The sequence below is a fragment of the Bacteroidota bacterium genome (genome assembly GCA_016722565.1).
Lineage (GTDB): Bacteria > Bacteroidota > Bacteroidia > 2-12-FULL-35-15 > 2-12-FULL-35-15 > 2-12-FULL-35-15.
This window is the reverse complement of record JADKIU010000001.1, coordinates 912,580-930,238: the sequence shown is the minus strand read 5'-3', so window position 1 is coordinate 930,238 and position 17,659 is coordinate 912,580. Positions and strand designations below refer to the sequence as shown.

At 43.8% G+C, this 17,659-nt stretch carries 3 protein-coding genes; all 3 read left to right on the top strand.

All coding sequences use genetic code 11. From position 1 onward, the window contains the following. Positions 1 to 35 precede the first annotated feature (35 nt). The 3 genes from IPP64_03750 (at position 36) to IPP64_03740 (ending at position 17,640) form a co-directional block, all read left to right on the top strand. Positions 36 to 11,360 (top strand): gliding motility-associated C-terminal domain-containing protein, encoded by an 11,325-nt coding sequence (locus tag IPP64_03750; GenBank protein ID MBL0328538.1) that lies wholly within the window; start codon positions 36 to 38, stop codon positions 11,358 to 11,360. A 243-nt stretch (positions 11,361 to 11,603) separates the two neighbouring features. Continuing rightward, positions 11,604 to 15,911 (top strand): gliding motility-associated C-terminal domain-containing protein, encoded by a 4,308-nt coding sequence (locus tag IPP64_03745; GenBank protein ID MBL0328537.1) that lies wholly within the window; start codon positions 11,604 to 11,606, stop codon positions 15,909 to 15,911. Positions 15,912 to 15,966: 55 nt separating this feature from the next. Further along, positions 15,967 to 17,640, top strand: coding sequence for a tail fiber domain-containing protein (locus tag IPP64_03740; GenBank protein ID MBL0328536.1), 1,674 nt, complete (start codon positions 15,967 to 15,969; stop codon positions 17,638 to 17,640). Positions 17,641 to 17,659: the final 19 nt, after the last annotated feature.

Below are 17,659 nucleotides of genomic sequence, written 5' to 3'. Positions count from 1 at the left end.
GACATTATTATAACGGACTACTAAACAAATTACGCATGAAAAAATTACTCCTCGTTCTCTCTATTTTTTTCTTTGCAACTCTCCAGAGTTATTCACAAGGCAGTTGTGCCGGAGCAGCACCATTTTGTACTGCATCAGGGGTTAACTTCCCGGCATCTACCAGTACGGTAGCACCAGTAGGTCCCAACTACGGATGTTTGGGTTCACAACCAAATCCAGCTTGGTATTATTTAAATATCGCAACTGCGGGTAACATTCAAATTCAAATTTCAAGTACTCCAGCAGTGGATATCGATTTTGCTCTATGGGGACCATTTGCTTCGCAAGCAGCCATGTGTGCCGGAATTAGCGCTTCACCTATCGATTGTAGTTATTCGACTGCAGCAACAGAACAAATTGATATTACAGGAGCAGTGGTTGGTCAATGGTACATGATGCTGATTACGAACTTCTCTGGTTTACCTACAAACATTACCGCTGTAGCAGAAAATGCACCAGGTGCTGATGGAACAACCAACTGTGCGATTTTATGTAATATGACCGGATTAACTGCTATTCCGGGACCATGTGCACCTGCAACAAATACATTTACCGTTACAGGAACAATTACAACAACAACTCCTCCATCTACCGGAACATTAACGATAACGAGTTCGTGCGGTGGTGCCCCCATTGTATTATCACCACCTTTTGCCACCTCCATACCCTATTCATTTCCCGGCATTCCTGCCGGCACCGGATCGTGTACGATAACGGCCACGTATTCTGCTGATCCTACATGTACCTTAACAACCACCTATGCCCGACCCGCGCCCTGTAGCGGATGTACTGTAACTGCAGGAAATTCAGGTCCGATTTGTGCCGGTGCAACCTATGGATTAACAGCCACAACAGTGGCAGGTGCAACCTATTCATGGACCAGTTCATCCGGATACTCTTCCGGGATACAAAATCCAACAGGAATTGCCTCACCCGCAGCAGGAACATATACCTACACCGTAACTGCTACCGTAGGCGCAACAACATGTACCTCTGTAACTACACTAACGGTTAACCCAGTGCCTACAGTTACACTTGAACCGAATTTAACGTTTTGTGCTGGAGCTGCTGTTCCTGCAAATACATTTGTAAGCACCCCTGCAGGTGCTACGTTTACCTGGACAAACTCTAATCCAGCTATTGGATTAGCAGCCAGTGGAACCACGAGTACACCTGCTTTTACAGCAACCAATGCAACTACATCACCCATCACATCAACAATAACAATTACTCCAACTATTGGCGCATGTCCGGGTCCTACAAGTACATACACAATTACAGTAAATCCTCAACCAACTTCTACGTTCACACAATCACCAAATCAATGTTTAACTGGTAACTCTTTTACCTTTACTAACACAGCAGCGATGGGTGCAGGCTATACACAAACCTGGAATTTTGGTGGTGGTGGTGCTACTCCGGCTACAGCAACAACAAGTCCGGTAGTCGTAACCTATACTACACCGGGTACTTACACCATCACACATACCGTAACAGGCCCTGGAGGATGTACATCAACAACAACCTCTACTGTTACTATTTTTGCAATGCCGATTGTAACAGTGAATGACCCAACTATTTGTGCGGGACAAACTGCAACACTAACAGCAGGTGGAGCATCCACTTACACATGGACAGCTGGTGCTACATCGACAGGTGTAACCACTGCATCCGCTTCCCCTGTCACAACAACATCTTATACTGTAACAGGAACAAATGCAAACGGCTGTACAGCTACAGATGTTGCGACTGTTACAGTTAATCCATTACCTGTAGTCACACCCGAACCAAACTTAACGTTCTGTGCCGGAGATGCTGTGCCTGCAAATACATTTAATAGTACTCCAGTTGGAGCTACTTTTACCTGGACCAATTCAAACACTGCCATTGGTTTAGCTGCAAGTGGAACTACCAGTACACCTGCATTCACTGCGACCAACGCTACTGCTGGCCCAATTACAGCTACCATTAGCATCACTCCTACTTTAGCAGGATGTGTTGGGACTCCAATTACCTATACAATTACTGTAAATCCTGTTCCTACAGTTGTTTTAGAACCCAACTTAACTTTTTGTCCGGGCGCAGCTGTGCCAGCAAATACTTTTGTAAGTAGTCCGGCAGGAGCAACCTTCACATGGACCAATTCGAATACCGCTATTGGTTTAGCAGCAAGTGGAACAACGAGTACTCCAGGATTCACTGCTACGAATGCTACAGGTGGACCAATTACTGGAACCATAACCATCACCCCTACTTCAGCGGGATGTGTTGGAACTCCATCAACCTATACAATAACAGTAAATCCGACTCCTGCAGTAACCGTAAACTCCCCTACAATTTGTCCGGGTGGAACGGCAACATTAACTGCAGGTGGAGCAGCAACTTATACTTGGACTGCAGGTGCCACACCAACAGGTGTTACTACAGCAACAGCATCACCTGCGACAACCACAACCTATACTGTTACTGGAACATCAGCTGCTGGTTGTACTGCAACAGCAGTAGCAACTGTAACAGTTGCCTCAACTTTGGCGATCACCGTTAACTCGCCAACAATTTGTGCAGGAAGTACAGCGACACTTACAGCCAGTGGAGGAACAACGTACACTTGGAGTGCCGGTGCTACACCAACAGGTATCAATACCGCTAGTGCTACTCCTGCAATTACAACAACCTATACTGTAACAGGAACATCAGCCGGATGTAGCAATACTGCTATATCCACAGTAACTGTTACTCCTTTGCCAACTGTGGTTGCAGAACCTAACTTAACATTTTGTGCTGGGGTAGCAGTTCCAGCAAATACATTTGTGAGTGTACCAGCGGGTGCAACATTTACTTGGACCAACTCGAATCCAGCAATCGGTTTAGCTGCAAGTGGAACAACAAGTACTCCAGCATTTACTGCGACCAATGCAACTGCAGGTCCGATAACTGCAACCATCACCATCACACCTACGAATGCGGGATGTGTGGGCACACCTGCTACTTATACAATTACTGTAAATCCATTACCAATTACAACCGTTACCTCAGCAACAATTTGTCCAGGTGGTTCGGCTGTACTAACAGCAGGTGGAGCTACAACCTATACATGGACAGCAGGTGTAACCGTTACCGGTGTTAACACTGCAACTGCGAGCCCTGCAACAACAACATCATATACTGTTACAGGTACATCAAATGGATGTACCTCTACAGCAGTAGCTACTGTAACTGTTTCAGCATCTTTAACGGTAACTGTAAATTCACCAACTATCTGTAATGGTCAAGTAGCGACCTTAACAGCAGGTGGCGCAGCAACGTATACATGGAGTGCCGGAGCATCTTCAACCGGTGTAAACACCGCTGATGCAGTTCCGTCAACTACAACTTCTTATACTGTAACAGGAACAAGTTCCGGTTGTACAAATACTGCAGTAGCTACAGTTACAGTAAATCCATTACCAACAGTAACTGTCAATTCTCCTACAATTTGTGCAGGAAGTACAGCTACGTTAACAGCAACAGGAGCAGCATCATATACATGGACAGCAGGTGCAACACCATTAGGAGTAAATACTGCAACTGCTTCACCGGCAACTACAGCCTCTTATACCGTAACAGGAACAACAGCAGGCTGTACAGGTTCTGCCGTTGCTACAATCACAGTAAATCCATTACCAATCGTTGCTGTAAATTCACCAACGGTTTGTCCGGGTCAAACGGCTACCCTCACAGCAACAGGAGCAGCAACCTACACGTGGAGTGCTGGTGCAACACCAACGGGTGTAAATACAGCAACAGCTACACCAGGAGCAACAACATCCTATACAGTAACAGGAACATCATTAGGATGTACAGGAACCGCAGTGGCAACAGTTACTATCGGGGGATCAATTACTGTTACAGTTAACTCACCAACAATTTGTCCGGGAGGAACTGCAAACTTAACTGCTACTGGCGGTGCAACCTACGTATGGAGTGCCGGTGCAACACCAACAGGTGTCAATACAGCAAATGCTTCACCGGGAACAACAACAACTTATACAGTAACAGGAACCAGTGGAGGTTGTACCGGCTCAGCCATTGCTACCGTTACGGTTTCCCCTGCAATTGCCATCGTTGTTAATTCACCGACTATTTGTAATGGACAAACCGCAAGCTTAACTGCCACTGGAGCCACCACATATACATGGAGTGCCGGAGCATCTAGCACTGGAGTAAACACTGCTGATGCAACACCAGCAACCACCACAACTTACACGGTTACCGGAACAACAGGAAGTTGTACAGGAACTGCAATTGCAACCGTAACTGTTACACCTCTTCCAACAGTTACAGTAAATTCACCGGCAATTTGTATTGGTGCAAGTGCAACATTAACTGCTGGAGGTGCTACAACCTACGTATGGAGTGCCGGAGCAACCTCAACTGGGGTAACTACAGCAACAGCATCGCCTGCAACAACAACAACTTATACAGTTACTGGAACTGCATCCGGATGTTCAAGCACCGCTATTGCAACCGTTACTGTGAATCCTTTACCAATTGTTACAGTAAATTCACCGAGTATTTGTCCGGGAAGCACCGCAACATTAACTGCAGGAGGTGCCACCAGCTACACATGGAGTGCAGGTGCAGTTCCTGCAACTGTTAATACAGCTACTGCATCACCAATCGTTACAACAACTTACACAGTAACAGGAACTTTATTAGGATGCGTTTCAACTGCAACTGCTACAGTAACCATTAATGCATCCTTAACCGTTGATGCAGGACCAAACGACACCATTTGTTTTGGAGGCAGTACTTCATTAACCGTAACACCAAACGGAGCAGGATATTCTTATAGCTGGACACCTGCAGCTGGATTAAGTGCTACAAATATTTTCAATCCATCTGCAAACCCTGCAGCAACTACTACTTATGTTGTTGTTGTAACAGACATCAATGGATGCACTGGAAACGACAACGTGACCATTTATTCCGACCCACAAATTAATCCAACGGTTACAGGAGTTAACATAACTTGTAACTCTGCTTGTAATGGCTCAACAACTGTTGCCACAACAGGTGGTTCAAACGTTTACACTTATTTATGGACAAGTGGAGCAACAACTGCTACCAGTGGCTCACTTTGTCCTGGAACATACTCAGTAACAGTAACTGATAGTTGGGGATGTACTGCAAGTGGCAGCACATCAATCACACAACCAACATTATTAGTTGGTTCCATTACAGCTTCTACACCAGTATTATGTAACGGTGCTTGTAACGGAACAGCAACTGCTGCCGGTGCAGGAGGAACAGGAGCATACACGTATTCTTGGAATACTGTTCCTGCACAAACAAGTGCGACAGCGACAGCTATGTGTGCAGGCACGTATACAGTTACTGTTCGCGATGCAAACAACTGTACAAGTACGGCAACCGTTACAATCACTGAACCTTTTGCACTTACAGCATCTATCACCGCTCAAACAAACGTAAACTGTTTCGGAGGTAGCACTGGAAGTGTTACTGTTGCTGGTTCAGGCGGTACACCAACCTATCAGTATTCAATCAATGGAGGTACAACTTTCCAAGCCAGTGGAACATTCTCTTCGCTTGCGGCTGGCAGTTATACAATAATTGTAAGAGACGGTAATAACTGTACGGTTGCTCAAGCAGTAATCATTACGCAACCAACTGCTATTACATCTTCTGTAACAGCGCAAACGAACGTAGCTTGCTTTGGTGGAGCTACAGGCAGTGTAACAGTCGCAGCTGCAGGCGGAACACCAACTTTCCAATATTCAATCAATGGAGGAACAACTTATCAATCCAGTGGAACATTCAATACATTAACTGCTGGACCATATACCGTAACTATTCAAGACGGAAACGGATGTCTATTCACACAAGCAGTAACAATTACTCAACCAACACAAGTAACAGTAACAGCTACAAAAATCGATGCTACATGCGGTGCAGCTAATGGTTCATTAACTGCAACCGGAGCTGGTGGAACACCTACCTATACTTATTCAATCGGAGCAGCTTTCCAACCAAGTGGAAACTTCACAGGATTAGCTGCAGGTACTTACACTGTAACAGCAAGCGATGCAAATGGATGTACAGGAACAACAACCATTACAATTGTTGACTTAAGTGGATTAACAGCTTCTATAACAGCACAAACAAACGTTAGTTGTAACGGAGGAACAAACGGAAGTGTTACTGTAACAGCTTCCGGATCTACCAGCCCATATCTATATTCCATCAATGGTGGTGTATTGGGTGGTAGTGGAACATTTACAACATTAGGGCAAGGAACCTACACTGTTGTCGCTCAAGATGCGAACGGTTGTACAGTATCGGTGCCTGTTACAATCACGCAGCCAACAGTATTAACAGGAACAATTAGTGCACAAACAAACATTAACTGTTTTGGTGGAAGCAACGGAAGTGTTACAATTGCAGCTGCAGGTGGCACCACAACTTATACCTATTCATTGGATGGTGGTGCATTTGGAACAAGTGCAACTTTCTCAGGATTAACATTAGGAGCTCATACAATTACTGTTCAGGATGCAAATGGTTGTACAGTTGCCGTACCGGTAACAATTACACAGCCTACTGCATTAACGTTAACTACTTCAGTAACCAACGCAACCTGTGTTGCGGCAAACGGTTCCGCAACAGTAACAGCTACTGGAGCGACACCAACCTATTCGTACTTATGGACTCCTGCAGGAACAGGATCAACCACATTAACGAATAGTGCAATCACTGCAGGTAATTATACGGTGACAGTAACTGATGCAAACGGTTGTACACAATCCGCTACAACGGTTGTGGGTTCTAACCCGGGTGGCACAGCAGTGATTTCATCAAGCATCAACGTTTCTTGTACTGCAGCAAACGATGGAGAAGCAACGGTATCGATGGGTGCAGGAGCGACACCTCCGTTTACTTATGCTTGGACACCAACATCACAAACAACGGTAACAGCTACGGGACTAGGACCTGCAAGTTATACCGTTACGGTAACAGATGGAAATGGATGTATTTCTACAGCTACAACTGTAATTACAGAGCCAACTTTATTAACGCATACATTCACAACTTCTAACGTATCTTGTTTCGGTGGCAACGATGGATTTATCACCATTAACCCTGCCGGTGGTACTCCAGGATATACATATCTATGGGTACCGGGAAGTTACACCACGCAAACCATTGCAGGTTTATCTGCAGGAACCTATACATGTGTTTACACCGATGCAAATGGTTGTCAAAAAACAGGATCTGTTACTATAACAGAACCTGCAGGAATGACCATTACATCCACTCAAGTTGACGCAACCTGTAGCATGGCAAACGGAAGCGCAACTGTTTCTGTTGGTGGTGGAACAGGTCCGTATACATACTTATGGAGTGATGCTGCAGCTCAAACAACAGCTACTGCTTCCGGATTACCTTCAAACACCTATGTTGTTACAGTTACCGATGCGAATGGTTGTACTCAAACACATCCGGTTACAATTAACAACTTAGCAGGACCAGTTGCTACTGTGTTCAGCACAAACAACGTTTCTTGTTTCGGAGACAATGATGGAAGTGCAACGGTGACAGTGAGCGGAGGAACAATTCCATTTACATTCTCATGGAGTAATGGACAAACATTGCCAACAGCTACGAACTTAGTGGCAGGAACCTATACGCTTGTTGCCACAGATGCCAGTGGATGTGTTGCTTCTGTTTCAACAACTATTACTGAACCTGTTTTATTGGATTTAGCAATTGCTATCGTTCACCCATCATGTGCAGGTGCTTGCAATGGATCGCTTACTTCTAATACATTGGGTGGAACAGCTCCATATACTTATTTGTGGAATCCGGGTGGAGTAACCACTCCATTTAATTTAGGATTATGCGCTGGCACTTATACACTTCAAGTAACCGATGTAAACGGATGTACTGCATTTAAACCGGCAACTCTTGTTGATCCAATTGCAGTAACTGTAGCCATCGCAAATACAAACGTAAGTTGCAGTGGATTATGTGATGCAACTGCTACTGCTAATCCTTTAACAGGAACAGGACCTTTCACTTATTCCTGGAACGATATCAATGCACAAACAACTCAGGTTGCTACTGGTTTATGTGCTGGATCTTATACAGTAACCGTTACAGATGCAAACAATTGTACAGCCACTCAAACCGTAACAATTACAACCCCTGCCTCAATGGTGGCTTCCATTACTTCAATTGGAAATGTCACTTGTTTCGGAGCCTGTGATGGATTTGCTTCTGCTACAGTTGTTGGTGGATCTGCACCTTATGCCTATCTATGGAATCCGACAAGTACTGCCGGAGCTTCTGTAAACAATTTATGCGCTGCCAACTACACCGTAACCGTTACAGATGCAAATGGTTGTACCGCATCTACAACAGCAAATATTACTGAACCATTCGAATTAATTGCAACCATTACGAGTACGAATGTTACTTGCTTTGGAGCATGTGATGCTACTGCAAATGCAGTGTACACGGGTGGTACTGGACCATATACTTTCTTATGGACACCTTCTTTTGCAACAACACCAAACATCACCGCAATTTGTGATGGAGTGCACGATTTAACAGTAACTGATGGTAACGGCTGTTTAGCAACTGCTTCTGTTGTAATTACGCAACCAACAATTCTTGCGGTAACAACTACAACAACAAACTCCAGCTGTGGAAATGCTGATGGATCTGCATGTGCTGCAATAACAGGTGGTGTTCCACCATTTGCATATTCATGGAATGACCCTTCGACACAAACAACAAGCTGTGCGTCAAATATTAATGCTGGCGTTTACACCATTTCAATTACGGATGGAAATGGTTGTAGTGTGGTAGGAGTTGCAAACGTGAATGACAACACTGCACCAGTGGTAACAATTCCTACCAGTGCAAATGTTACATGCGCAGGCGCTGCTAACGGAAGTGCACAATCATCCGCAGTTGGTGGAATCATTCCTTATTCAATTACATGGACCCCAACCGGACAAACAACAGCTTTTGTGAGTGGACTTTCGGGTGGAATTTATACTGTCACATATACTGACTCAATTGGCTGTATTGGATCTGCTTCAGTTACCATTAACGAACCGGCACCATTAGTTTCCGGCATACTTGCTTCCAGCAATGTAAGTTGTTTCTTGACCTGTGATGGAACTGCTACTGTAGGCGCTGGAGGCGGAACTGCTCCTTATACTTACTTGTGGAATACTAGTCCTGTTCAAACAAGCCCAGCAGCAACAGGATTATGTGCTGCAGGTTATACTGTAACCATTACCGATGCAAACGGTTGTACAAGTACCAGCTCTGTTAACATCACAACACCTCCTGCTATTAATATTGCACTTACATCCACTACAAACGTAAGTTGCAACGGTGGAAGCAATGGTGTTATTAATTTAAATGTGACAGGTGGTACTCCAGGGTATACATATACTTGGACACCAAATGTTGGCTCCGGACCTACCGTAACCGGACTTGTTGCGGGAAGTTACAATGTTGTTGTTGCAGATCAAAATGGATGTTCAAGTACGATGACGTTCGTTATCACTCAACCAAGTCCAATTGCTTTAACAACAATAACAAACCCAAGTACCTGTGGTAATGCGAACGGATTTATCTCTGTTACACCTTTAGGTGGTACACCTGGGTATACCTATCTATGGGATGACCCATCTGCACAAACAACGGCTATTGCAACCTCATTGCCGGCCGCAACCTATTATGCAATTGTGACCGATGCGAATGGATGTACAGCAGACACTTCCGTAGTATTAGCTGATCAAGCTGGTCCTACATTGGCACCATTCACATTCACAGAACCATTGTGTAATGGAACAGCATTGGGTACTGCAACTGTATTCCCAGTTGGTGGAACTCCATTGTATACATACTTGTGGAGTGGAATTGGCGCTCAAACAACACAAACAGCCACTGCATTGGTCGCAGGAACTTATACTGTAACTGTTACTGATAACAATGGATGTACCGCAGTCGGTTCAGTAGCTGTAACTCAACCTTCACCAAATGGCATTATTGTTAGTCCGACTGATACAATCTGTATCGGAGAGAACGCAATGATTTACGGTGCCGGATACGGAGGAACACCAACTTACACTTACACATGGATTCCTGCAACATTCACAGGAGCAGGTCCTCATGTTGTAAATCCTACAATTACCACTACTTATGACGTATACGTAACAGATGCAAACGGATGTGTTTCTCCGACTGAAACCATTACATTGTTTGTTAATCCTCCGGTTACCGTTACGGCAACAGATGTAAGCGTTTGTAGTGGAAGTTTTGTAACAATCTCTGCTGCAGCTTCCGGTGGTAATGGAGGACCGTATACATACACATGGAGCAATTCATTTGTAGGTGCTTCTCAAAGCGTATCACCATCAATCGCTTCGTCACCATTTAATTATATTGTGATTGTAGATGACGGTTGTTCATTACTTGCTACTGATACTGCTACAGTTACTGTTAATCCTTTAGCTGTATCATTTATGTTAGCAAACGATACTGCAGGCTGTGAAGATTTCACGGTTACATTTAATGGTGTAAGTGATATCGGAACTGTTTATTCATGGAACTTTGGAGATGGTACACCAAACGTTGTTGGGGAACCGGTTACACATACCTATCCAGATCCGGGAACATATAATGTAACATTAACCGTTACAACGGCTTTAGGTTGTACATCAACAATAACAAATAATAGTTATATCGATGTATATCCCGCTCCTACTGCTGCATTTAGTTATTCACCAACCACCATTACACAAACGGCTCCATTGGTAGACTTTACTGATTTATCCACAGGAGCGAATGCTTGGGAATGGAATTTTGAATATCCTTCCGGAATTTATTCCGATACTACTCAAAATCCATCCTACTCATACAATGACACTGGTTCATATACAGTTATGTTGGTTGTAACCAATAGCTATGGATGTACCGATACAGCCTTCAACGATTTAGAAGTACTGCCGGAATATACATTGTATGTACCAAACGCCTTTACACCATTAAATCATGATGGAAATAACGATACCTTCTTCCCGCAAGGTGTTGGTATTGATCCTGAAAACTTTGAAATGATGATTTTTGACCGCTGGGGAAGTATGATTTATAAAACTACAGATATCAACAAAGGTTGGGATGGTAAAGCGAATGGAGGCGACAAAGTAGCTCAAATAGACGTATATGTTTGGAAAATCACCACAAAAGATTTCAAAGGTGACACGAAGCAATATGTTGGAACCGTTACAATTGTAAAATAATCCATCCAAAATACTTTTCGATGAGGCCGGAATTTCTTCCGGCCTCTTTTTTTTGCACCAATTCCTGAATTATTAAAAAATCAGACCTCTTCATGCAACCTTTTGGCCATAAAAAGCATCAATTTTATAGTGAAACGGAAAAATTGAATTTTTCACTGATTTTTGTTACATTTAATGAAACGAAACAACATAGATTTCATACTCTCTTTTTCTTAATATTTATTTTCTCTAAACTAAAACAAAATGGCTAAATTTTCTAAACTACTCGTTGCTCCGCTTCTTTTTGTTATATGTTTTTTAAACATAAATATTTTAAAGGCTCAAATGGTAGGGGCGAATGCCTATATCAGAGGTACATTTGTTGAAATCGGATTAGCCGGAAACGGTGGTTACGAAGGATGTCCAACAGGAGTTTCACCTCCATTACCAGGCATGCACTTTCGTTCGGGAAATCCATTTTTTGGTTTTGTTTCTAATCCTCAAGCCAACGCATGGTTGACCTTTGATGGTGATTTTTTTACGCCTGGAAGTCCTGAAAATGGATGGGGCGTTGAAGTAGGTAGCGCAACGGGCATCAAAGCAAGTAATAACTGTGCACCGGTTCAACAAATCAATGGAGCGCTTACTTCTTGGTCGCAAACATTCAGCTGTATCAGCTCTGATTGGGAAGGAGATTTAACATCGTCAACAAACATTCATATAAAAATTAATTACTTTTTAAAAACTACAGATTTATTTTATACAACTACTGTATCCATCACGAACAATACGGGTGCTACAATTCCTGAGTTATTTTACTACCGAAATTTAGATCCAGATAACAATCAGCCTATCAGCGGTGACTTTACTACTCAGAATACTATTGTTTCACAACCCTTTTCTGGTTTGTGCAATACAGCTCACGTAAAAGCAACCTCTTCACTACCAGCAAGTCAGCCAATGTCCTATTTTGGATTAGCTGCAACTGGAGCAAATTGGAGAGCTTATTATGGTGGATTTGCGAACCGAGACGCTTCCGATTTATGGAATGGAGTCGCGGGTTTTACACAAACTGTAGGCTCAACGTTATTTGTTGATGGGGCTATTGGTTTGGCATATAGAATACAGAACTTGGCTCCTGGTGCAACTGAAACCTTTAAGTTCGTTTGTATTCTGGATGACTTAGCAGCTGCTCAAGCGGTTGCAAACACAACGTATTTAACCTATCCAGGTTCTGCAACTGCACCACCTGCTGCATGTACACCTTACACGGATACTGCAAGAATCTGTCAAGGTGTTCCTGCGACTTTAGGAGTTACCGGGCCAAATATTGCAAGTTATAACTGGTCTTGGAGCCCGGCTGCAGGCCTTTCATCTGCTACAGGAACTACTGTTTCTGCTAATCCTGCAACAACAACAACTTATACTGTAACTGGAACACCAATAAATGCTTGTTTTACATCCATTTCTTTCCCAATTGTTGTTTACGTTACCCCAAGCCCAACTGTGGTTCCGGAAACCAATCTCACATTTTGTGCTGGTGATGTAGTTCCTATTAATACATTTACGAGTACTCCTGCCGGTGCTACATTTGCTTGGACAAACTCAAATGCTACGATCGGATTAGCCGCGAGTGGAACAACAAGTTTACCGTCCTTTACAGCAGTCAATGCGGGTGCCGTCCCTATTACATCAACAATTACTGTTACCCCTACAATACCGGGAAGTACATGTCCGGGTGTAGCGAGCACATTTACGATTACAATTAATCCTCGACCAGTTGTTTCTGTTAACTCCTTAACAGTTTGCCCGGGACAACCCGCTGTTCTTACAGGCGCAGGAGCAACAACATATGCTTGGTCAACAGGCGCAACAACAAATCCGATTACTGTATCCCCTTTAGTAACAACCACCTATACCGTTACCGGTACAACTGCAGGCTGTACAAACACAGCAATAGCTACCGTTACCGTTGGAGGATCTGTTGCTGTTACGGTTAACTCACCTACAATTTGTGCCGGCCAAACCGCTACACTTACTGGTGCTGGAGCTACTACTTTTTCTTGGTCAACAGGTGCTACAACGAATCCAATTACAGTATCCCCTGCAACTACAACAACCTATACTGTAACTGGAACCTCTTCCGGATGTACGGGCTCTGCCATTGCAACCGTAACTGTAAATCCATTACCTGTTACTACCGTTAACTCACCAACCATTTGTGCTGGTGATGTGGCTACTTTAACCGCTGCCGGTGCTACTTCGTATGCTTGGTCTACTGGTGCTACAACTAACCCGATTACTGTTACACCTGCTACAACTACTACTTATACCGTTACTGGTACTTCATTGGGTTGTACGTCTACTACTGTTGCTACCGTTACCGTTAACCCTATTCCGGTAACTACTGTAAACTCTACCAGTATTTGTCCTGCAGGTACTGCAACATTAACTGCTGCTGGTGCTACTACCTATGCTTGGTCGACTGGTGCTACAACCAATCCAATTAATGTTACTCCTGCTGCCACTACATCCTATACCGTTACCGGTACTTCATTGGGTTGTTCATCAACTGCTGTTGCTACTGTTACAGTAAACCCGGGTTTAACTGTTAATGCAGGATTAAATGATACCATTTGTTTTGGTGCTAGCACTGTTTTAGGTGTTACACCAACCGGTGCTGGATTTACTTACAACTGGACTCCGGCTGCATCACTTGTTGGTGCTACCACCGCTACTCCTACCGCTTCACCTGCTACTACCACTACCTATTCGGTGTTAGTAACCGATGCCAGCGGATGTACTGGAACAAGTACCGTTACCGTATTTGCTGATCCTCAAATTACACTTGCCATTGCTGGTATTGATGTAACTTGTAATGGTGCATGTAACGGACAAACCATTGTGATTCCTTCTGGTGGAACACCTGCATATAATTATGCATGGTCTTCCGGATGTGCGGCCGCTTCTTGCAGTCCGTTATGTATTGGAACATACACCGTTACCGTTACCGATTCGTGGGGTTGTACCTCTTCAGGAACAGCTACCGTTGTTGAACCTACTTTGCTAACAGCTACTGCTGTTGCTACACCTGCTACTTGTAATGCTGTTTGTGATGGAACAGCTACAGCTACCGGTGCCGGTGGAACTGTGGGCGCTGGATATTCTTATTCATGGAACACCGTTCCTGTTCAAACTACGGCTACTGCTACCGGATTATGTGCAGGTACTTATACTTGTACCATTACGGATGCAAATAGTTGTACAGCTACCGTTACCGCTACAATTACAGAACCTACATTGGTGGTGATTGCACCGATTGCACCTGCTGGCGTTTGTACAGGTGGAAGCACAACTATTACAGCTTCCGCTTCCGGTGGAAATGGTGGAGCATACAATTACACTTGGTCACCAGCTGGAACGGGAACGACTCCTTCTGTAGTGGTTACACCGGCAACAACTACAACCTATACTGTAAATGCAACCGATGTAAATGGTTGTCCGGCTGCACCGGTTACCGTTACAGTTACCGTAAATCCTCCACTAGCTGTGGTTGCCAGCGGCACTGCATCTATTTGTCCGGGAGCATCTACCAGCATTTCGGCATTGGCTTCACTAGGAACTGGCGGACCATATACTTATACATGGGCACCTGCAGGTGCTGGAACACCACTTACGGTTTCACCTGCGGTAACTACGACATATACAGTTACTGCGAGTGACGGATGTTCACCTACCGTTACTGCTACCGTTACTGTTACCGTATTACCTGCACCGGTAGTTGCATTCAGCGCTCCGGTTACTTCCGGATGTGCTCCGTTATGTGTCACATTTGCTGATAACACAACCGGTGGAACCGTTGCTTCTTGGAACTGGAACTTTGGTGATGGAAACACCAGCACTGCTGCTGCACCAACCAACTGCTATGCGAATCCGGGTAATTATACTGTTACATTATCAACAACAACTACACTGGGTTGTACAGCTACCGATAGCATCGTAAACTACATTACCGTTTATCCAAATCCGGTTGCTAGTTTTACTGCACCATTGTCGAGCAGCATTCTTAGTCCAATTGTAAATTACACCGACAACTCCACCATTACAAGCGGTGCTATTACCGGATGGAATTGGAATTTCGGTGATCCATTTGCAGGAACAGACAGCACAAGTAGTTTGCAAAACCCAACGCATACGTTTACCGAAGCAGGAACTTATTGTGCAACGCTGACAGTAACTAGTAACTTTGGTTGTACAGACAACACACAGTTGTGTTTAGTGATAGAACCAGATTTTACGTTCTTTATCCCAAATGCTTTTTCACCAAATGGAGATGGAATCAATGATGAATTTTATGGAAAAGGTGATTACATCAAAAAGTTTGAAATGATGATTTACGATCGTTGGGGAAATTTAATCTTCTTCGCAGATGACATCAATAAACATTGGGATGGAATTGCTAACCATGGGAAAGAAATTGCACAACAAGATGTATATGTTTATGTAGTTAAAATCACAGATCAAAACGACAAAAAACATAAATATACTGGTACAGTAACCATTGTAAAATAGATAGGATTTTTCCTGATTTTTTATAACTTTGTAATAGATAAAACTACTAACTACTATGAAAAGCAAACTGTTCAAATCAGCAGCAATCATTTTAACAATGATGTTAAGTGTATTGCTACCAAAAAGCAATAATGCCCAAGACAATGTTGGTATAGGAACAACTACTCCGGATGCAACAGCAATTTTAGAATTGCTATCTGCTAATAAAGGGCTACTCGTTCCAAGAATGAATACAGCCGGAATGCTAGCAATCGCAACTCCTGCAAACTCATTATTAATCTACAACACAGATTCTATGTGTTATTTCTTTTATAGAGTTCCAACAACAACCTGGGTATCGTTATGTAACGGAACGGGTGGTGGAGGCTCAGGTGCTACTGGACCGACAGGTCCTGCAGGAACAGCTGGTGCTACTGGACCGACAGGAACAGCTGGAGCTACAGGTGCCACAGGAATTGGTACAACAGGAGCTACGGGTGCAACAGGACCGACAGGTGCTGTTGGACCAACAGGTTTTGGAGCAGGAACCCCCGGTGCAACTGGTGCGACTGGTCCAACAGGAACAACTGGTGTAACTGGAATTGCAGGAGCAACCGGAGCGACTGGTTCAATTGGTGCAACGGGCGCTACCGGAGTTGTTGGTGCGACTGGTGCGACTGGTGCTGTTGGCGCAACTGGAACGGCTGGTGCAACAGGTGCTACCGGAACAGCAGGAGCTACGGGAGCTACAGGGACAGCAGGTGCTACGGGAGCTACAGGCGCGACTGGAACAGCAGATGCGACAGGCGCTGTGGGCGCAACGGGTGCAACAGGACCTTCTTGGACATTAACAACTCCTACTTTAAATACGGATGGTACTTTCACAGTAAATGGAACAGCTGGATCTGGCGGACCAGTTACATCCACAGTGGCTGCATGGCTATGTGCTCCATCTGTTGCAACGGCAAATGTGAATGCAGGTACACGTTTTTTAGGAACAACAAGCAATACTCATATGGACCTTGTTTCGAATAGCTTAACAAGAGGCCGTTTAAGTAATTTAGGAGAATTTTTTATTGGAACAACTGCAACTGTTTTGGCTGGAGATTTAATGAATGGTGTTTCCAATGCCGCCTTTCCTTGGGCAGTAAATGGTTATTCTACATTTAATGGCTCTGGTGTTTATGGTAGTGTTACAGCCGGAACAACAGCTTTCGATGCAGTACAAGGCGAATACCTTGGAACGAGTGCCACTGGAGCTGGTGTTAGAGGGATTGACAATTTAAACAATGCGTATGGTATTCATGGTCAATCGGGAACAATTGGATGGGCTGGTTGGTTTGATGGCGATGTAAACGTAACTGGAGGGTATTTCAACATTTCTGATGCAATGCTTAAAACCAATATCAAAACCTTAAACGGTAAAGATGCCTTGGAAAAATTAAAATTAATCAATGGTGTTCAGTACGATATGGATGTAAATAAATATCCAAAATACAAACTGGATCCTCGTCATAAAATTGGATTATTAGCAGAAGAAGTTGAAGCCGCATTCCCTGAATTAATTAAACAAACAAAGCTTCATACACCTAACAATTCAAGAACAGCTAGTGACAAAACGATTGAATCAATCGATATCAAAACGGTAAATTACATGGGCTTGATTCCTGTACTTGTTGAAGCGATTAAAGAGCAGCAAAGACAAATCGAAGAGCTTAAAAACCAAATCAAAGCATTGGAAAACAAGTAGTCTTCACCTATAATTCCTT